The sequence below is a fragment of the Stenotrophomonas sepilia genome (assembly GCF_003244875.1).
GTDB lineage: Bacteria > Pseudomonadota > Gammaproteobacteria > Xanthomonadales > Xanthomonadaceae > Stenotrophomonas > Stenotrophomonas sepilia.
In genome coordinates this window covers 1-18,894 of the sequence record NZ_LXXZ01000026.1, presented here as the reverse complement: position 1 = coordinate 18,894, position 18,894 = coordinate 1, and the positions used below count along the sequence as shown (strand labels likewise).

Sequence of the window (18,894 nt, the reverse complement as noted above, 5' to 3'; positions counted from 1 at the left end):
CTAGGCGACCTGCTGCAGCAGATCTTCGTGGTTGTTGCGAGGCGTGTTCACCGCGCGGCTGACCCGGTAGGCCTCCATCGCCGGCGGCTCGCTGGCAAGCAGCATGGCTATGGCATCGTCGGGGCTGGCGGCCATCCACTCATCGATCTGACTGGCCTGCAGCCACACCGGCATGCGGTCGTGGATGTCGGCCGAGACGCCGCTGCTGTTTGTATCGTGTCAGAAAATACTGAGCTCGATGTGAGAGGCGAGAATCTCTAGCCTACAGGATCATGAACTGATGCGATGGGTCTGCCGCAGACCCATCGCTTTGGTCAGCTTGGTTAGCCGCCAACGGTTACTGTGCCGCTGCAGTGGGTCCTGCCGCATGTTGGTGGCTCGTTGCCCCAGTTGCTGCCGGGAGTATCCATCCCGCCATTTCCGCCTGCGGCACCGCCACCGTCGTTGCCGTCGCCTCCGCTGCCAGTTCCCATGTCTTGGGGCACCGCAGGGCTTCCCATATAGTCTCCACTCGCAGTGCGCGTATAAGTCGCACAGTGTGTCGCGTTGCACACGACGAACTTGTCGCCAGTCAGTCGAGTGTAATTGGGCCCGTCGTTGAGCCAATTGTCTGTATAGTCGATATATGCTCTTGACCCCGCGTCTGGCGCGGGAGTTCGGAGTGTGCAGTCCTGGCACACAAATGGACCATACAATTCAGGTGTTCCGAAGACGTAGTTGCCGGCGATGCCTGCGCCGATTCCCGAGACAAACACACAAGCTAAGGCTAGGGTCTTTTTGATCACAATCATATCCTTCTGATTGAAAAGTTCCGTCCACCTTCATCCCTGCGTTGGATGGGGCGAGGACGCCCTAGGCAAGACGTGCCTAGTTCTTGCAGCACAGAGACTGAATCTCTCTGGCCAATCGTGTCACCTCAGCCTGTTCCCGGGAGCTCAATCCCCTCATGGTCATTTCAATCGGCTGAGGTCTAATCTGTAGAGGTGCGACCCCTTCAGCAGCCAAGCGATAGGCGGCTGATCGCACCGGATCCCGCGGGGTAAACTCGCTTGCCTTGTACATCAGTGATAGTGAGAGCATGGCGTCAACGTCCCCTGTCCGCGCTAGGGCTGTCATGTATCCTTCGCTCCGTTCTGCGTAAGCGTCCGCGGCTGCTGGATCAATCTTGGTTACGTCACTTGTCCCAAGAATTGCGCTAGGATCGGCAGCGAATAGCTTTTGGGCTTCTTCAAGACCTCCCGAGGCTGCTTTGTCCAGCCACCGTCCGCGTTCGGCAATTAACTGCTGTGCCCCCTCACAGTCAGACCGAAGTTTGGAAGCCATTGATTCAAGGGTTTTGGTGTCAACACCAGCCTTGCGGTACATGGCAAGTTCCTGCTCACTAACCCCATTGACAATGGAATCAGAGCATTGGTTTAGCTTGAGGTAGATTTTGAAAGCGGCATCCGCGTCGCCGGCAGTGGCGGAGTTCCTCAGTTGTGCTTCGACATCAATCGCACGTCCGGGCATCACGACGTAGTTGTTGCTTGTCCCATTAACCCGCTGGGTAGTCAGAGGGCGGCGTTCGGCCTGTCTGGGTGGTTGGGCTGCACGTTGCACTGCAGCCGGCGGGACTGCACTGGACTCCGCTCGGCTTTCTGAAAACCATATCCCGATGCCAATGATGAGCAGCGCACCTAGTAGCGCACCTAAAAGAACAGACAGGCCGGTTCTCATGCGATTTCCTTAGCTCCTCTTAAGCACGTTACGATCGCTCCACAGTGAGCTTTACATTTTGCTGGCAGGGCTGGGCGAGTAGAATTTAGCTTCTATTCATGAAGCGCGCAATATCGCTCGTCAGAGCTCTCATGGCGCTGAGGCTAAAAGTCGAGGTCGGGCCACAGCTGGCTCAGCGGGAGCGCCGAGTGGCGCCGCGCCGGCATCCAGTCCGAACGATTCAGCCAGGTCGCCGCCGTGTTCGCAGGATCTGCGACCGCCGGCCGTATCCTTCCGGCCATGCGATCTTCCCACGGCTTCCGCACCGCCCCGATCCCCTCTGGCTGGGTCCAAACCGGTGAGCGCTGGGCGCTTTGGTACAACGGCCGCGAGACGGCCAGCGTCACGCCCGACGGTGGTCCTGGGGTCCGGCTATGGATGGAAGGCCAGAAGATGTGGCAGGTGAAGGAAGTGCGCGCGGCCAACGTCCGGCAGGCGAAGCGGTACGCCGAGCGCTGGTGTGCGGCCAGGCTCTATCCCGATCTGCCTCTGCGCCAGGCAGTCGCCCGGCTGACCGACAGCACCCCGATCCAGCCCGAGCCGCCGCTGCCCGGCCTGCCACCAACCCGCGAGCAGCAGCAACAGGCCCGGCGCTTGGCCGAGGCAGGGGCGAAGGAGGTCGAGCGGATCAAGGCGGCGCTTGAACCGCGCAAGCCGCCAGCGGAGACGAAACCCCGAGCGAGGGACGCTCGCACCAAGGCCTGGGTGAGGGCAGGGCTGCAGCAGATGCGGCGGGGCGTGTAGGCCTCATCCTGCCCGCAGCTTCACCACGTTGCCGTCGCGCAGACCATCGAGGTAATCCGCCCAGACCTGCATCATCCGCACGCGCTCCTGCAGGTGCGACGTGCGGTTGTAGGCCCGGCCGTTGGGATCCTTCACCGCGTGAGCAAGCTGGTGCTCGATGATGTCCGGGCGGAAGTGCAGGACCTCGTCCAGAATGGTGCGAGCCGTCGCGCGGAAGCCGTGGCCGGTCATCATCGTGCGGTCGTAACCCATGTTGCGCAGCGCTGCGGTAACGGCGTTCTCTGACATCGGGCGTTTGGAATCGCGGGCGCCAGAGAACACCCACTTGTGTCGGCCGGTGATCGGCTTGATGTCCTCCAGGATCTGCAGCGCCTGCCTGGACAGCGGCACCAAATGTGCGGCACGCATCTTCATCTTGCTGGCAGGGATAGTCCACACGGCCGCGTCGAGGTCGAATTCCTCCCATTCCGCATGTCGCAGTTCGCCAGGACGCAGGAACACCAGCGGCGCCAGTCGCAGCGCCGCGCGGGTGATGGCAGATCCGCTGTATGCCTCGATGGAGCGCAGCAGGCCACCCAGCTGCACGGGGTCAGTAATCGCCGCATGGTTGGCCTCCTTAGGCGGCGCGAGCGCTCCTTTCAGGTCGGCAACCGGGTTTCGCTCGGCGCAGCCAGTGGCCACGGCGTAGCGCATGATCTGGCCGCAGTTCTGCATGATCCGATGCGCGGATTCGATTGCGCCGCGTTCCTCGATGCGTCGGGCCACCCGGAGGAAATCCGGCGCGGTGAGGTCAGCTACAGAGCGCGACCCGATCCACGGGAATACGTCATTCTTCATCCAGGCTTCGACCTTCTCCGCATAGCTGGGCACCCATGGGCGTGTGGCCAGCCACTCATTGGCGATGGTCTCGAAGCTGTCCGAGCCAAGGGCGGAGTGGGCGAGGGCAGCGGCCTTCTTCTGCGCGCCAGGGTCGACGCCTCGGGCCAGCAGTCGGCGGGCTTCGTCGCGGGCCTCGCGGGCGCGCGCCAAGGAGACATCCGGGTACAGGCCGATCGACAGCAGCTTCTCCTTGCCGGCGATGCGGTACTTCCAGCGCCAGCTGCGTGCGCCGGTCGGGGTGAGGTAGAGGTAAAGGCCGCCACCGTCGGTGATCTTCTGCGGCTTGTCGCTGGGCTTGGCGCGCCTGATGGCTGCGTCGGTCAGAGGCATTGGGGGTATCGCTTCAGTGGGTGCGGTCGGATACCCCTTGATATACCCCCACCGTCTCATGGATTGAAACGGATTGCCCCGGTCTGCTGCGGACAATAAAAAAGCCCGGAAACCCTTGTGATGCGGGGGTTTCCGGGCTTCTCCGGTCCTTGACGAACCGTTCGTTGGTGGAGGTGGGCGGAATTGAACCGCCGTCCGAAGGCACTCCATCCCCAGCACTACATGCTTAGCTCACCGTTGGATCTCGCCCCCGAACAGCACGGTGCGCAAAGCGCATCCGGGAACCAGCCTGTTGTGTTCTAGTGCCGGACTGACAGGCAGCCGTCCAGCGCGATTCCATGATAGTGACTCTACACCGCGAGCATGGACACAAGCGGTTTCGAGGCTTAGGCCTTAAGCGGCCAGAGCGTAGTTGTCGTCGTTGGCAACTAGAGTTTTGCAGCTGGATTTACGAGGAAAGCTACCCCCTCGGCATGCGCCAGGCGACTTCACAACCCCCGTCGAAACCAATGCACCCCCGGTTTCTTCAAGTTCTGCAAGGTACAAGGCCTGTTTCGTGTCGCCACGGTCAGTGCCTGCCCAACAGTGGCAATGCTACGGCAAAACAGCTGAACAGTCACCTTGGCAATCCACAACAAGTTGTAGAGCCTCCGTCATAGCGGATTGGTAACGTCATGGGCACGAATTTGCGACACACTGGCGGCGACCATCCGGGCCAGGACAAACACGGAGACTGTGGGTGACCGAGGCAAGCCAACAACGCAGCCTGCGACAGCTGGTCGGGCCCGTCGGGGCCGACTACCAGCGGCGCGCGCTGCCGCCCGGCTGGGTCTGGGCGGTACTGGCGGCGTTGCTTGCGGCCACCGCGCTGACCGAACTGCCGGCCACAGCGGCCGCAGCACTGGTCGCCAGTGCGGTGGTGGTGCATTGGTCGCAACGCGGTCGCATCCATTGGCTGGGCTGGCGTCTGCCCGGCATGGCGGTGTTGGCGGCCCTGCTGTGGGGGCCGGAAGTGCTGTCGCAGTGGTTCGAGCACGGGCTGGCCGTGGTCCTTATGTCGCTGGCCAGCCTCAGCATCGGCGTGCATGTGTGGCAGTCGCGGCAGCTGGCGCGCCAGTTGCAGGGCGCTGCCGATTCGCTGGATGACGCCCAGTTGCTGGCCCTGTTGCCGGCCGATGCGGCCCAGATGGCACAGCAGTGGCGCGCGGGCGATGACCGGCATGCCCCGGAACTGGCAGTGGTGATGCACCTGGCCGTGATGCACGCGGCGCTGGCACCGCGCATGCGCGGGCAGGGCATGCTGGCGGGGTGACCCGCCTTTTGTAGAGCCGAGCCTGCGCTCGGCTGCCCTTCTTGCCGAAGCCGAGCATGGCTCGGCGCTACAGCCTTACGCGTCGCGGTTGCCGCGACGCATCACACGCTGCTTCTCGATCGCCCAGTCGCGGTCCTTGGCGGCATCGCGCTTGTCATGGGTCTGCTTGCCCTTGGCCAGCGCGACTTCGAGCTTGATCTTGTTCTTGCTCCAGTACATCGCAGTGGGCACGATCGTGTAGCCATCGCGCTCGACCTTGCCGATCAGCTTGTCGATCTCGTTCCGGTGCAGCAGCAGCTTGCGCTCGCGCCGGTCATTGGCCACCACGTGGGTGGAGGCCTGGATCAACGGGGTGATCTGTGCGCCGATCAGGTAGATCTCGCCGCGCTTCACATAGGCGTAGGCGTCGATGATGTTGCCGCGGCCTGCGCGGATCGACTTGACCTCCCAGCCCTGCAGGGCGAGGCCGGCCTCGAAGCGCTCTTCGATGTGGTACTCGTGGCGGGCACGCTTGTTCAACGCGATGGTTTTGTTGGCCGTCGCGCTCTTTGCTTTATCCTTGCCGCTGTTCTTGCTCATTTCCGTATTGTCTCCGATTCGGGCCCGCCCGGTCGATTGCCGAAACGTCCTGTATTCATGCCTACTATCCGCCGCAGCGCCCTGGTCGAACATTCGGCCGCGCGCATGTTCGACCTGGTCAATGATGTCCAGGCCTATCCGAGCCGTTTCCGCTGGTGCTCGGCTGCCCAGATCATGGAGCAGGGCGAGGACCGCCTGGTGGCGCGCCTGGACCTCGGCCTGGGCTCTTTCAGCACCTGGTTCCAGACCGAAAACACGCTGCGGCGACCGCACAGCATTGATATGCAGCTGCGCGATGGCCCGTTCAAGCAGCTGCACGGCCGCTGGGAATTCCATGCGCTGGCCGAGGATGCCTGCAAGGTCACCCTGACCCTGGAGTTCGAACCCAGCTCGCGCCTGCTCGGTCCGGCGCTGGCAATCGGCTTCCAGGGGCTGGCCGATCGCATGGTCAACGATTTCGTCCGCGTCGCCGACGAGGGCTGAGCGATGATCGAGGTCGAGGTGGTACTGGCCTGGCCGCAGCGGGTGCTGTCGTGCCGCCTGCAGCTGGAAGAGGGGGCCACCGTCGCCGATGCTGTCGCGGCGGCCGCACTGGAAGGCAGTGCCGATTGTCCCGCCGTCGCCGTGCATGGCGTAGTGGCACGCCCGCACCAGGTTCTGCTGGACGGCGACCGCATCGAACTGCTGCGCCCGCTGCTGGCAGATCCGAAGGATAACCGCCGGCGTCGCGCGCTCGGCGGTTGATTCCGGCAGCCGTACCTGCGGACGGGCAGGGGGCTCAGCGGCCCTTCTTCTTCTTGTCCTTCGGCAGATTGCGGCCGAACTGGCGCACGGTCTGCTGGGCCAGGGCCTTGTCGTTGCCCGGGAAGTAATCGCCTTCCCAGCGGGTCACGGTGTCATTCTCGAAGAACACCACGAAGTTCTTCACTTCGGTACGGCCCAGGCGGTTCACGCGCTGGCTGGAGGTGTAGTCCCAGCGCTGGGCGTGGAACGGGTCGGGAATGGACGGGGTGCCCAGCAGCGCGGTGACCTGCTGCTTGCTCTGCCCGACCTGCAGCTTGGCCACGGCATCTTCCCGGATCAGGTTGCCCTGATAGATGGGTTGCTTGTAGATGATGCCGCACCCGGTGGTGGACAGGGCGACGGCGGCGACCAACAGGAGATTGCGCATCGGGACTGGCGGTTGGGGAAATCAAACCGATGATACACTCCCGGCGTGCCACCGCGACCCAATCCGAGGCAGCTGGCGCTAAATCGCCAATGAACGGAGACCTATGGAAACCCACGACCTGCGTAAAGTCGGCCTGAAGGTGACCCATCCGCGGATGCGGATCCTGGCGCTGCTCGAGCAGCGCAATGCCCAGCACCACATGACCGCCGAAGACATCTACCGCCAGCTGCTGGAGCACGGCGACGAGATCGGCCTGGCCACGGTGTACCGGGTGCTGACCCAGTTCGAGGCCGCCGGCCTCGTGCTCAAGCACAATTTCGAGGGCGGCCAGGCGGTCTACGAACTGGACCGTGGCGGCCACCATGACCACATGGTCGACGTGGACAGTGGCAAGATCATCGAGTTCGAAAGCCACGAGATCGAGGAGCTGCAGCGCAAGATCGCCGCAGACCATGGCTACGAGCTGGAAGAGCACTCGCTGGTGCTGTACGTGCGCAAGAAGCGCAAGTAAGCCGTTCCGGCCAGCTGGATGCGACGGAACCCCGGGCCTGCCCGGGGTTTTTCGTTGCTTACGGTAGATCCACGCCATGCGTGGATGGCCCCATGAGCACCTCAAGATCGACCGCCTCGGCCATGGCCCGGTTGCCGGCATCACCCGGGTGGAGGTGGTCGCCGGAGTCGTAGGCGGCGGCCATCCGTGAGGGATCGGCCGGGTCGCGCAGCGCCGCGTCCAGGTCAATCACCGCGTCGAACGGGCTGTCCGTGCGCAGCCAGGCATTGATCCGCTGGCGCAGGGCATCCTTGTCCGGGTGGTAGTAGTCGTCCAGTGGCGTGCCGGGCAGGGCGTCGGCAAACGGCGGCAGGGTGGCGCCAATGATCCGCACGCCACGGTGGCGGGCCTGTTCTGCCAGCGTGCGATACCCCGCCTGCAGTTCGGCCAGCGTGGGCCGGGCCTGGTTGCGGGCGAATGCGGTACCTGGCCAGCTGATGTCATTGATGCCCATCAGCACGATCACACTGGATACCGCAGGCTGGTCCAGCGCGTCGCGCCGGAAGCGGACCAGGGCGGATTCACCCATGCCGTCGCGCAGCAGCCGCCCCCCGGAAATGCCGGCGTTCACCACGGCTATGCCCCGCGCTGCCAGGCGCGCGGCCAGATGATCGGTCCAGCGCTGGTCCTGGTCGAGGCTGGCGGTGGCACCGTCGGTGATCGAATCCCCGATCACCACCACGCTGCGCGCGTCGGCGCCGGCCTCGACGTCAATTCCGGTCAGCAGCAGGCGGGCGGTGGTGCTGCTGGCTGCGTTCAGGGCCTGGGCCCGGCTCTGGTCGCCGGGGGCGATCCAACTGGTCTGGCGGCCTTCCCAATGGAACGTCTGAACGGTTGCCGGCCCCGGCACAAAGACGCTGACCTGCACTGCCTGGCGGTCATCCGTGGCCAGCGGGAGCGGATCGCTCAGCTGTTCCTGACCGGGCCCGATCAACACCCCGGGCTGGCCGCCGAAGCTGAGCGGTTGCGGGATGGCGCCCGCGCGTGCGGCCACGCTGGCTGCTCCAATCCGCAGCGGCTGGGTGCCGTAGGCATTGCTCAGCCGCACCCGCAGCCGCGGGCCGCCCAGGCTGATGCGCGCCGTCTGGCGGAAGGTCTGGTCCTGCAGTGTGGCCGGGACCAGGGTCGGGAACAGGAAATCCGCGTTCCAGACCGGCTGCGGGCTGGCCTGCCAGCTGGCGACCCAGTGCGGGGCGGATGCGGCACTGGCGGCGCCGGACACGGCGAGCAGGGCGGTGGCGGTGAGCTGGCTCAAGCGGTTCATCGGGCAGTCCCGAGTGGAGGGACCGCCATGGTGATTCCGTGCTTATCTGTGAACTAGACTGCGCATGGACAATCATCTGTGAACTGGATTCATTGCCATGGCGCGACCTGACATCAACCGATCCGGCGAACTGGAAGTGTTCGTGCGCGTGATCGAGACCGGTGGCTTTTCCGCTGCGGCCCGCACGCTGGACATGACGCCGTCGGCGGTCAGCAAGCTGGTGGCGCGGCTGGAGCATCGGCTGGGCACGCGCCTGCTGCAACGCTCCACCCGCCAGCTGCAGCTGACCCCGGAAGGCTGCGCGTTCTATGAGCGTGGCCTGCGCGTGCTGGCCGACCTGGAGGAGGCCGAGCGTTGTGCCAGCGCCCATGCCGAGCCGCGCGGGCGGCTGCGGGTCAACTCCAACGTGCCGTTTGGCCGCCATTTCCTGTTGCCGCTGCTGCCGGCGTTCCTTGAGCGTAACCCGCAGGTGGGCGTGGACCTGACCCTCAACGACGAGGTGATCGACCTGCTTGAGCAGCGCACCGACGTGGCAGTGCGGGCCGGGCCGCTGAAGAGCTCCAGTCTGGTGGCGCGACGGCTGGGCGCGACGCGGATGATGATCGTGGCTGCACCGGCCTACGCGCAGCGGCACGGGCTGCCACGCACTGCCGAGGAACTGCAGTCGCACAACCGGCTGGACATCGGCCACGCGCGTGCGATGCAGGGGTGGCCGTTGCTGCAGGAGGGGCGCGAGCGGATGCTGCTGCCCAGTGGCAATGCCCGCGCCAGCAACGGCGATGCGCTGCGCCAGCTGGTGCTGGGCGGGCTGGGCATGGCGCGGCTGGCGGCATTCCAGGTGCAGGAGGACATTGCTGCCGGGCGCTTGCTGCCGGTGCTGGAAGAGGCCAATCCCGGTGACCTGGAAGAGGTGCACGCGGTGTTCCTGGGGCAGGGCGGTTACCTGCCGCTGCGGGTGCGCGCGTTCCTCGATTTCCTGGTGGAGAACGTGGATCTGGCGCGGCCGTTGGGGTGATACGGGTAGTGCCGGCCGCTGGCCGGCAACCTCACGATCATCGTCCACCGGTGTTGGGTTGCCGGCCAGCGTCCGGCACTACCGTGCGGGTGGGTTGTAGATCCACGCCATGCGTGGATAACCGTGAACAGGCCTCAGGCCTGCAGCAGCTTGCGGGCGGCGGCGCGCGCTTCCTTGCTCACTTCCACGCCGCCGAGCATGCGCGCCAGCTCTTCTTCGCGCGCCTTGTTGTCCAGCTTTTCCACTGCGCTCTGGGTCATGCCTTCCACCGGGGCCTTGCTGACCCGGTAATGGGCATGGCCCTTGGAAGCGACCTGCGGCAGGTGGGTCACGCACAGTACCTGGCGCTTCTCGCCGAGCGCGCGCAGCTTCTGGCCGACGATGTCAGCCACCGCGCCGCCGATGCCGGAGTCGACCTCGTCAAACACCATGGTTGGCACTGCATCCAGGTCCAGCGCGGCCACTTCGATGGCCAGCGAGATGCGTGACAGTTCACCGCCCGAGGCCACCTTGCGCAGGGCGCGCGGCGGCTGGCCGGCGTTGGCCGCCACCAGGAACTCGACGCGCTCGGCACCCTGCGGGTCGGGCTTGCCGCTGTCCTGTGGCTCCAGTTCGATCAGGAACTGGCCGCCGCCCATGCCCAGCTCGGCGATGATGCTGGTGGTGGTGGCCGACAGTTCGGCGGCGGCGCTGCGGCGGCTGGCGGTCAGCACTTCAGCCTGTACGCGCCAGGCGGCGGCGGCCTTGTCGATCTCGCCGGCCAGGCGCTGCAGGCGCTCGTCGGCGCCACGCAGCTGCTCCACTTCGGCATGCATGCGCTCGCGCTGCGCGCCCAGTTCGTCCATCGGCACGCGGTGCTTGCGGGCCAGGTCGTGCAGGCGGCCGAGGCGGCGCTCGTTCTCCTCGAACTGTTCCGGGTCGGCGTCGAGGTCGTCGTGCACGCGATCAAGCAGCGACAGGGCTTCGTGCAGCTGGATCGAGGCGTTCTCGATCAGGCCGTCCACCTCGCCCAGGCGCGGGTCGTGCTCGACCAGCCGCGACAGCTCGTGGCGCACCTGCTGCAGCAGGTCCAGCGCGGAGCTGCCGTCTTCACCGTTGAGCTGGTTGCTGGCCGCCTGGCAGGCGCTCAGCAGGGCGCTGGCGTGGGCCTGGCGGCGGTGGCTGGCACCCAGTGCGGCGATCGACTCCGGTTCAAGGTCCTCGCGGTCCAGTTCGCGCAGCTGGTGCTCCAGGAAGCCGATCCGGTCACTGACGTCGCCCTGTTGCGACAACGCCAGCGATTCATCGACCAGTGCCTGCCAAGCCGCGGCGGCATGGCGCACCTGGCGGCGCTCGTTCTCGTTGCCGGCATAGGCATCCAGCAGGGCCAGCTGCGACGGGCGCGCCAGCAGCGCCTGCTGTTCATGCTGGCCGTGGATCTCCACCAGCAGCGAGGCCAGGTCGCCCAGCTGTGCCAGCGTCACCGGGCGGCCATTGATCCAGGCCCGCGAGCCGCCGTCGGCGCGGATTACGCGGCGCAGCTGGCATTGGTCCTCGTCGTCCAGCTCGTTGTCGGCCAGCCACTGGCGGGCGGCCTGCAGCTGCTCGAGCGCGAACTCGGCGGAAAGCTCGGCGCGGGCGGCGCCATGGCGGACCACGCCGCTGTCGGCGCGCAGGCCGGACAGGAAGCCCAGTGCGTCGACCATCAGCGACTTGCCGGCGCCAGTCTCGCCTGAAACCACGGTCATGCCTGGCCCGAACTCCAGTTCGGTGGCGCGGACGACGGCGAAATCCTTGATCGAAAGATGTCTGAGCATGGGTAAGGGGGTGTCAGCAGCCGCGCAACGCTAGCACGCGGGCGCGGGAGGTCCAATGACTTGCCAAGGCGATGCGCCGCCATTATCTAGTGTCCGTGTCTCACAGGTTGATTCCATGCACGGTTCTCCCGACCAGCTTGCCCCGCGTGCGCGCCACCTGCTGCGCACGCTGATCGCGCGATACATCCAGGACGGCGAGCCGGTCGGCTCGCAGACGCTGGCGCGCGTGGCCGGCCTGGAGGTCAGCCCGGCCACCATCCGCAACATCCTGGGCGACCTGGAGGATCTGGGCCTGCTGGCCTCGCCACATACCTCGGCCGGCCGCGTCCCGACCGCGCATGGCTACCGGGTGTTCGTCGACAGCCTGCTGCAGATGCAGCCGCCGGGCGAGGGCGAGCTGGCCCGGTTGCGCCAGGAACTGGCCGGCGGCGGCAGTACCCAGGCCCTGCTCGGCAGCGCCTCGGAGCTGCTGTCGGCGATGAGCCACTTCGTCGGCGTGGTCAGCGCCCCGCGGCGTGAGCAGTTCGCCTTCCGCCAGATCGATTTCGTGGCGCTGGACGGGCGCCGGGTGCTGGCGATCCTGGTATTTGCCGACAACGAGGTGCAGAACCGGGTGATCGAGACCCGGCAGGAGTTTGCGCCAGGCCAGCTGGAGCAGGTCGCCAATTACCTCAATGCGCATTTCGCCGGCCTGCCGATGGCCGAGATCCGTACCCGCCTGCTGCTGGAGCTGCGCGACGCCCGGTCCGAACTGGAGCAGTTGCTGGCCCACAGCATCGAACTGGCCGAGCAGGCCCTGCAGCCGGCGGCCGACGACATGCTGGTGGCCGGGCAGACCCGCTTGATGGGCGTGCAGGACCTGTCCGACCTGGAGCGCCTGCGCGAACTGTTCGAGCTGTTCTCCAGCAAGCGCGAAATCCTGCAGCTGCTGGAGCGGACCATCCAGGCGCCGGGGGTGCGCATCTTCATCGGCGAAGAGACCGGAATGATGCCGCTGCAGGGCGTCTCGCTGGTCACTGCCCCGTATACCGCCAATGGCCAGGTGCTGGGCGTGCTGGGCGTGATCGGTCCCAAGCGGATGGCCTACGACCGGGTGATCCCACTGGTCCAGGCCACCGCCGATGTGCTTGGCGCGGCCTTTTCGCCGGCCGGACGCACGCCGGGAACATCCGACGCTTGAAACGCAGCATCCCGCCCACACTAGGGTGGGTGGAGGCGGAGAGTGACCGCCAGGGACCCAGACATGAACCACGAACATCCAGATATCGAATCCCAGCAGAGTGCCGCCGATGCGGCTGCCACCGCCGGCGTCAACGACGAAGTCGAGCGCCTGCGCGCCGAAGTCGAGCAGGTCAAGGCCGATGCGCTGCGTGAGCGCGCCGACCTGGAAAACCAGCGCAAGCGTGTTGCCCGTGACATCGAGCAGGCCCGCAAGTTCGCCAACGAGAAGCTGCTGGGCGAGCTGTTGCCGGTGTTCGACAGCCTGGATGCCGGCCTGAAGGCCGCCGGCGACGACCCGCACCCGCTGCGCGAAGGCCTGGAGCTGACCTACAAGCAGCTGCTCAAGGTCGCTGCCGACAACGGCCTGGTCCTGCTGGACCCGATCGGCCAGCCGTTCAACCCGGAGCACCACCAGGCCATCAGCCAGGCGCCGACCCCGGGCGCTGCCCCGGGCAGCGTGGTGACCGTGTTCCAGAAGGGCTACCTGCTCAACGAGCGCCTGCTGCGGCCGGCGCTGGTGGTGGTGGCCGCCGACTGACCCTGCCGGGCCGGGCGGCGGGAATCACCTGCGACCCGGCCCGACGCTGAACGCGCCGGGCGACCGGAAACACAGCGTTCGGGAGGTGGCTTGAATGTTCCACGGGCCTCCCCCACATCGTATTCATCCACCGGCCGAACGGCCGGACTGACCCCAACAAGCATCCTCAGGAGTCTCCCCCATGGGCAAGATCATTGGTATCGACCTCGGCACCACCAACTCGTGCGTGGCGATCATGGACGGCGGCAAGGCCCGCGTCATCGAGAATTCGGAAGGCGATCGCACCACCCCGTCGATCGTCGCCTACACCAAGGACGGCGAAGTCCTGGTCGGTGCCTCGGCCAAGCGCCAGGCCGTGACCAACCCGAAGAACACCTTCTACGCGGTGAAGCGCCTGATCGGCCGCAAGTTCACCGATGGCGAGGTGCAGAAGGACATCGCCCACGTCCCGTACAGCATCCTGGCCCATGACAATGGCGATGCCTGGGTCGCCACCAGCGACGGCAAGAAGATGGCCCCGCAGGAAATCTCGGCCAAGGTGCTGGAGAAGATGAAGAAGACCGCCGAGGACTTCCTCGGTGAGAAGGTCACCGAAGCGGTCATTACCGTGCCGGCCTACTTCAACGACAGCCAGCGCCAGGCGACCAAGGACGCCGGTCGCATCGCCGGCCTGGACGTCAAGCGCATCATCAACGAGCCGACCGCGGCTGCGCTGGCCTACGGCCTGGACAAGGGCGACAACAAGGATCGCAAGATCGTGGTGTACGACCTGGGCGGCGGCACCTTCGACGTCTCGGTGATCGAGATCGCCAATGTCGACGGCGAGAAGCAGTTCGAAGTGCTGGCCACCAACGGCGACACCTTCCTGGGTGGCGAAGACTTCGACAACCGCGTCATCGAGTACCTGGTTGAAGAATTCAACAAGGACCAGGGCATCGACCTGCGCAAGGATCCGCTGGCCCTGCAGCGCCTGAAGGATGCTGCCGAGCGCGCCAAGATCGAGCTGTCCAGCGCCCAGCAGACCGAAGTGAACCTGCCGTACGTCACCGCTGACGCGTCGGGTCCGAAGCACCTGAACATCAAGCTGACCCGCGCCAAGCTGGAAGCACTGGTGGACGACCTGATCAAGAAGTCGATCGAGCCGTGCCGCGTCGCCCTGAACGATGCCGGCCTGCGTTCGAGCGACATCAGCGAAGTGATCCTGGTCGGCGGCCAGACCCGCATGCCGAAGGTGCAGCAGGCGGTGACCGAGTTCTTCGGCAAGGAACCGCGCAAGGACGTCAACCCGGACGAAGCCGTGGCACTGGGTGCGGCGATCCAGGGTGGCGTGCTGGGCGGCGACGTCAAGGACGTGCTGCTGCTGGACGTGACCCCACTGTCGCTGGGTATCGAAACCATGGGTGGCGTGTTCACCAAGATCATCGAGAAGAACACCACCATCCCGACCAAGGCCTCGCAGGTGTTCTCCACCGCCGAGGACAACCAGTCGGCCGTGACCGTGCACGTGCTGCAGGGTGAGCGCGAACAGGCCCGCTTCAACAAGTCGCTGGCCAAGTTCGACCTGTCCGGCATCGAGCCGGCCCCGCGTGGCCTGCCGCAGGTGGAAGTGTCCTTCGACATCGACGCCAACGGCATCCTGCACGTGTCGGCCAAGGACAAGAAGACCAACAAGGAACAGAAGGTCGAGATCAAGGCCGGTTCGGGCCTGTCCGAGGAAGAGATCGCGCGCATGGTTGCCGACGCGGAAGCCAACCGCGAGGAAGACAAGAAGTTCCAGGAACTGGTGCAGGCCCGCAACCAGGCCGACGCCCTGATCCACGGCACCCGCAGCGCCATCACCGAGCACGGCAGCAAGGTCGGCGGCGATGTCATCGGCAAGGTCGAGGCAGCGCTGGCTGATCTGGAAACCGCGATGAAGGGCGACGACAAGGCACAGATCGAAGCCAAGTCGAAGGCACTGGAAGAAGCTGGCCAGTCGCTGTTCGCCGCTGCTTCGGCCGACCAGGGCGGTGCCCCGGGTGCCGACGCCGGCAATGCCGGCAAGGCGCAGGATGACGTGGTCGACGCTGAGTTCACCGAAGTCAAGGACGACAAGAAGTCCTGATCCGGACCGACGCGGGACGCTGGCCACCAGCGTCCCGTTGTCGCATCAGGGTCCTGACCGCCCACCGGCGTGTCGGGGCGCCCGACGCAAGAGCGGACCTGGTTCCGCTCTTCCGCTTTGACGAATCCCGACTTTCCGGAACCCGATTCACGATATGAGCAAGCGCGATTACTACGAAGTGCTGGGCGTTGCCCGCACCGCCACCGACGACGAGCTGAAGAAGGCGTACCGTCGCTGCGCGATGAAGTTCCATCCGGACCGCAACCCGGGTGATGCGGCGGCCGAGGCCTCCTTCAAGGAGTGCAAGGAAGCCTACGAAGTGCTGTCCGACGGCAACAAGCGCCGCATGTACGACAGCCACGGCCACGCCGCGTTCGAGCACGGCATGGGCGGCGGCGGCCCGGGCGGCCCGGACATGAACGATATCTTCGGCGATATCTTCGGCAACATCTTTGGCGGTGGCGGCGGTGGTCCGCGCCAGGCCCGTCGCGGCGCCGACATCGGCTACGTGATGGAGCTGGATCTGGAAGAGGCCGTGCGCGGCGTCGAGCGCCGCATCGAGATTCCGACCCTGGCCGAGTGCGGCGACTGCGATGGCAGTGGCTCCGAGGACGGCAAGGTCGAGACCTGCAACGTGTGCCATGGCCGCGGCCAGGTGCGCATCCAGCGCGGCATCTTCGCCATGCAGCAGGCCTGCCACAACTGCGGCGGCCGTGGCCAGATCATCGCCAAGCCCTGCAAGACCTGCCACGGCAACGGCCGCGTCGAGGAAGACAAGGTGCTGTCGGTGAAGGTGCCGGCGGGCGTCGATACCGGTGACCGCATCCGCCTGCAGGGCGAGGGTGAAGCCGGGCCGGCCGGTACGCCGCCGGGCGACCTGTACGTGGAAGTGCGCGTGCGCGAGCATGCGATCTTCCAGCGCGATGGCGACGACCTGCACTGCGAAGTGCCGATCCGCATCTCGCAGGCGGCACTGGGTGACACCGTGCGCGTGGCTACCCTCGGCGGCGAAGCGGAGATCCGCATTCCGGCCGAGACCCAGACCGGCAAGCTGTTCCGCCTGCGCGGCAAGGGTGTGCGTTCGGTGCGCAGCCGCAGCGAAGGCGACCTGTATTGCCGCGTGGTGGTGGAGACTCCGGTCAACCTCACCACCGAACAGCGCAAGCTGCTGGAGCAGTTCGAAGCCACCTTCGTCGGCGAGGAAGCGCGCAAGCATTCGCCGAAGTCGGCCACCTTCATCGACGGCGTGAAGGGCTTCTGGGACCGGATGACGTCCTGAGTTTCTCAACCGAAGCGTTAAGCGGAAGCGCCGGGCCATGCCCGGCGTTCTCGTTTGCGATCCGCGATGGTTTCCGCCGGGCATGCGCCGCGATGGTGGATCCACGCCATGCGTGGATGCCGTTACCGGAAAAACGCCGCAGGTGTCTGCCCGAGCTGGCGCTTGAACATGCTGGTGAACGCGCTGGGGCTGTCGTAGCCCGTCGCCAGCGCGACATCGATGACCTTGTCACCGACCGCCAGCCGTTCCATCGCGGCCAGCAGCCGTGCCTGCTGCCGCCACTGGCCGAAGGTCATGCCCAGCTCGGTGGCGAAGCGCCGCTGGATGGTTTTCACGTCCACCTCCAGCGCCTGTGCCCAGTCCTGCAGTGTGGCGTCGTCGCCGGGGTGCTTCTGCAGGTGTTGGCAGATCCGCAGCAGGCGCGGGTCGCTTGGCGCAGGCAGGTGCAGAGGCAGCACGTCCATGCGATGCAGTTCGTCCAGTAGAAGGCGCACCACGCGGCCATCGCGGCTGTCCTCGATGTGCTCGCCCTTGACCAGCGTGGCGGCCTGCAGCAGTTCGCGCAGCAGGGGCGACACCTGCACCGCGAACGGCTCGGTCGGCAGGTGCGGGGCAAACGGCGGGTCGATGTACAGGCTGCGCATGTGCACGGCGGCGATGCAGTCCACCGCGTGCACCATGCCGGCCGGCATCCAGATCGCGCGGTTCGATGGCACCACCCAGCGCCCGACTTCCGACCGCACCACCATCAGGCCGGAGATGGCGTAGACCAGCTGGTGGCGCTGATGCTTGTGACCAGGGATGTGGGTACCTACTGGGTACTGGGTGACCCGATAGGTGACCGGGCGATGCAGTGGAACCTCCCGCCAGGGCGCGGCCGGATCGACGTCACTGGCTATGTCCTTTTTGCGATAGGGCATGACCTGAACGCGGCAGAAGGGAGGGAAGGGCAACCGTAGCATGCGGGGCTCGCCCCCAACCTGACTGCGTCCATGTCGACCCTGGCTTCTCCCGCAACGACCTCACGCCCGGCGGCCCCCGGCGTGCTGGCCGCCATTTCCACCTCGCACGTCGTCAACGACATGATGCAGTCGCTGATCCTGGCCATCTATCCGGTGATCAAGGGTGGCTTCAGTCTCAGCTTCACCCAGATCGGCCTGATCACGTTGACCTATCAGCTCACTGCGTCGATCTTCCAGCCGTTGATCGGTGTAGCCACCGACCGCCGCCCGGCACCGTATTCGCTACCGATCGGCATGGCCTCGACCTTGTGCGGCATGCTGCTGCTCGGCTTCGCACCGAACTACGCGATGGTGCTGCTGGCAGCGGCAATGGTCGGCATCGGCTCGGCGATCTTCCATCCGGAGGCCTCGCGCATCGCGCGGCTCGCCTCGGGCGGCCGTCATGGCTTCGCGCAGTCGGTGTTCCAGGTGGGGGGCAATTTCGGTACCGCGTTGGGCCCCCTGATTGCGGCGGCAGTGATCGTGCCGTACGGCCAGCATGCCGCGTCGTGGTTCGCAGGCGCGGCCCTGATCGGCATCGCGCTGCTGACCTATGTCGGCCGCTGGTACGCGCTGCATCTGGGCACGCCGCGCCCAGCCAGTACCGCCTCGATGGCGCCGCGCCATCCACCACGCACGGTGGCCAAGGTGCTGGCGATCCTGCTGGTGCTGATCTTCAGCAAGTACTTCTACATGGCCAGCATCGGCAGCTACTTCACCTTCTACCTGATCCACCATTTCGGCATTCCGGTGGCGCAGGCGCAGCTGCACCTGTTCGCGTTCCTGGTGGCGTCCGCCGCTGGCGGCTTCCTCGGCGGCCCGTTGGGTGACCGGATCGGCCGCAAGCCGATCATCTGGACCTCGATCCTCGGCGTGGCGCCGTTTGCGTTGATGCTGCCGCATGCCGATCTGCTGTGGACCACGGTGCTCGCGGTACTGATCGGCTTCGTGCTGTCCTCGGCATTCTCGGCCATCGTGGTGTACGCGCAGGAGATGATGCCGCACCGCATCGGCATGGTGTCCGGCCTGTTCTTCGGTTTCGCGTTCGGTATGGGCGGGCTGGGTGCCGCCGTGCTCGGCCTGTTGGCGGACAGGACCAGCATCGAGTACGTCTACCAGCTGACCGCGTTCCTGCCGTTGCTGGGCATCGTGGCGGCGTGGCTGCCGCCGTCGCGGCCTGCTGCTCGCTGAGGGGGTTGGGTTGCAGGGCTTGCAGCCCTGCACCCGCAGAGGCAACGGCAACAGCCGAAGCGCGCTATCCGTGGATTGGCGGGGTGGGTCCGGTTGCGGGGGACGCCGTGAATACGTCCCTGCAGGCTCGGTCGCGCCATCCATGGCGCTCACGCCCCCGCAACC

18 protein-coding genes, 1 other RNA gene and 1 pseudogene are annotated in these 18,894 nt (G+C 66.0%); 11 read left to right on the top strand and 9 right to left on the bottom strand.

The window, feature by feature from the left end:
- Window positions 1-210 (bottom strand): annotated as a pseudogene (locus A7X97_RS02340) (SOS response-associated peptidase family protein); the annotation flags it as partial.
- Between the two features lie 657 nt (window positions 211-867).
- Entirely contained in the window at window positions 868-1,716 is an 849-nt protein-coding gene (locus A7X97_RS21660) for an SEL1-like repeat protein (RefSeq protein WP_143592539.1), read from the bottom strand.
- Between the two features lie 279 nt (window positions 1,717-1,995).
- On the opposite strand from A7X97_RS21660, the gene A7X97_RS02335 reads away from it, so the two are divergent.
- Window positions 1,996-2,499 carry a hypothetical protein gene (locus tag A7X97_RS02335; protein WP_088497207.1) on the top strand — a complete coding sequence of 168 codons (504 nt, stop codon included), beginning with the start codon at window positions 1,996-1,998 and terminating at the stop codon, window positions 2,497-2,499.
- A 3-nt stretch (window positions 2,500-2,502) separates the two neighbouring features.
- Here A7X97_RS02335 and A7X97_RS02330 read toward each other — a convergent pair whose 3' ends face one another.
- Together A7X97_RS02330 and ssrA are read right to left on the bottom strand one after the other, a co-directional pair.
- Window positions 2,503-3,708 carry a tyrosine-type recombinase/integrase gene (locus A7X97_RS02330; protein WP_245884929.1) on the bottom strand — a complete coding sequence of 402 codons (1,206 nt, stop codon included), beginning with the start codon at window positions 3,706-3,708 and terminating at the stop codon, window positions 2,503-2,505.
- Between the two features lie 165 nt (window positions 3,709-3,873).
- Window positions 3,874-4,227, bottom strand: a transfer-messenger RNA (tmRNA) gene (gene ssrA, locus A7X97_RS02325).
- 220 nt (window positions 4,228-4,447) lie between these two features.
- Here ssrA and A7X97_RS02320 point away from each other — a divergent pair.
- Window positions 4,448-5,020: a hypothetical protein gene (locus A7X97_RS02320; protein WP_061477942.1), complete on the top strand. Its 573-nt coding sequence runs from the start codon at window positions 4,448-4,450 to the stop codon at window positions 5,018-5,020.
- Between the two features lie 75 nt (window positions 5,021-5,095).
- Here the strand turns inward: A7X97_RS02320 and smpB are convergent, their stop codons facing one another.
- A complete protein-coding gene (gene smpB / locus A7X97_RS02315) occupies window positions 5,096-5,599 on the bottom strand; it encodes an SsrA-binding protein SmpB (RefSeq protein WP_005416174.1) in 504 nt (167 codons plus the stop codon).
- A gap of 57 nt (window positions 5,600-5,656) precedes the next feature.
- Here smpB and A7X97_RS02310 point away from each other — a divergent pair, with 57 nt between their 5' ends.
- Together A7X97_RS02310 and A7X97_RS02305 are read left to right on the top strand one after the other, a co-directional pair.
- The gene (locus A7X97_RS02310) at window positions 5,657-6,082 is read left to right on the top strand and encodes a type II toxin-antitoxin system RatA family toxin (RefSeq protein ID WP_061477941.1); all 426 of its coding nucleotides are present in this window, start codon (window positions 5,657-5,659) and stop codon (window positions 6,080-6,082) included.
- A 3-nt stretch (window positions 6,083-6,085) separates the two neighbouring features.
- Window positions 6,086-6,343: an RnfH family protein gene (locus A7X97_RS02305; RefSeq protein ID WP_072168307.1), complete on the top strand. Its 258-nt coding sequence runs from the start codon at window positions 6,086-6,088 to the stop codon at window positions 6,341-6,343.
- A 34-nt stretch (window positions 6,344-6,377) separates the two neighbouring features.
- On the opposite strand, the gene A7X97_RS02300 is transcribed toward A7X97_RS02305, so the two are convergent.
- Window positions 6,378-6,770: an outer membrane protein assembly factor BamE gene (locus A7X97_RS02300; RefSeq protein ID WP_005409234.1), complete on the bottom strand. Its 393-nt coding sequence runs from the start codon at window positions 6,768-6,770 to the stop codon at window positions 6,378-6,380.
- Between the two features lie 103 nt (window positions 6,771-6,873).
- On the opposite strand from A7X97_RS02300, the gene fur reads away from it, so the two are divergent.
- Window positions 6,874-7,281 (top strand): ferric iron uptake transcriptional regulator, encoded by a 408-nt coding sequence (fur, locus tag A7X97_RS02295; RefSeq protein ID WP_005409235.1) that lies wholly within the window; start codon window positions 6,874-6,876, stop codon window positions 7,279-7,281.
- Window positions 7,282-7,339: 58 nt separating this feature from the next.
- Here fur and A7X97_RS02290 read toward each other — a convergent pair whose 3' ends face one another.
- Window positions 7,340-8,584: an SGNH/GDSL hydrolase family protein gene (locus A7X97_RS02290; protein WP_111007562.1), complete on the bottom strand. Its 1,245-nt coding sequence runs from the start codon at window positions 8,582-8,584 to the stop codon at window positions 7,340-7,342.
- 97 nt (window positions 8,585-8,681) lie between these two features.
- Here A7X97_RS02290 and A7X97_RS02285 point away from each other — a divergent pair, with 97 nt between their 5' ends.
- Complete coding sequence (locus A7X97_RS02285) at window positions 8,682-9,599, top strand: LysR family transcriptional regulator (RefSeq protein ID WP_111007561.1); 918 nt, start codon at window positions 8,682-8,684, stop codon at window positions 9,597-9,599.
- Between the two features lie 134 nt (window positions 9,600-9,733).
- On the opposite strand, the gene recN is transcribed toward A7X97_RS02285, so the two are convergent.
- A complete protein-coding gene (gene recN, locus A7X97_RS02280) occupies window positions 9,734-11,395 on the bottom strand; it encodes a DNA repair protein RecN (RefSeq protein WP_111007560.1) in 1,662 nt (553 codons plus the stop codon).
- A 115-nt stretch (window positions 11,396-11,510) separates the two neighbouring features.
- Between recN and hrcA the strand changes: the two genes are divergently transcribed.
- The 4 genes from hrcA to dnaJ all read left to right on the top strand — a co-directional run bounded on the left by hrcA (window position 11,511) and on the right by dnaJ (window position 16,537).
- The gene (gene hrcA, locus A7X97_RS02275; RefSeq protein WP_005416180.1) at window positions 11,511-12,575 is read left to right on the top strand and encodes a heat-inducible transcriptional repressor HrcA; all 1,065 of its coding nucleotides are present in this window, start codon (window positions 11,511-11,513) and stop codon (window positions 12,573-12,575) included.
- Between the two features lie 63 nt (window positions 12,576-12,638).
- Window positions 12,639-13,154 (top strand): nucleotide exchange factor GrpE, encoded by a 516-nt coding sequence (gene grpE, locus A7X97_RS02270; protein WP_061477936.1) that lies wholly within the window; start codon window positions 12,639-12,641, stop codon window positions 13,152-13,154.
- A gap of 181 nt (window positions 13,155-13,335) precedes the next feature.
- Complete coding sequence (gene dnaK, locus A7X97_RS02265) at window positions 13,336-15,258, top strand: molecular chaperone DnaK (protein ID WP_005416183.1); 1,923 nt, start codon at window positions 13,336-13,338, stop codon at window positions 15,256-15,258.
- 154 nt (window positions 15,259-15,412) lie between these two features.
- Window positions 15,413-16,537 carry a molecular chaperone DnaJ gene (dnaJ, locus tag A7X97_RS02260; protein ID WP_072168303.1) on the top strand — a complete coding sequence of 375 codons (1,125 nt, stop codon included), beginning with the start codon at window positions 15,413-15,415 and terminating at the stop codon, window positions 16,535-16,537.
- A gap of 122 nt (window positions 16,538-16,659) precedes the next feature.
- On the opposite strand, the gene A7X97_RS02255 is transcribed toward dnaJ, so the two are convergent.
- Window positions 16,660-17,457, bottom strand: a complete 798-nt coding sequence (locus A7X97_RS02255; RefSeq protein ID WP_065179663.1) for an AraC family transcriptional regulator — start codon at window positions 17,455-17,457, stop codon at window positions 16,660-16,662.
- Between the two features lie 72 nt (window positions 17,458-17,529).
- Between A7X97_RS02255 and A7X97_RS02250 the strand changes: the two genes are divergently transcribed.
- Entirely contained in the window at window positions 17,530-18,729 is a 1,200-nt protein-coding gene (locus tag A7X97_RS02250; RefSeq protein WP_072168302.1) for an MFS transporter, read from the top strand.
- Window positions 18,730-18,894: the final 165 nt, after the last annotated feature.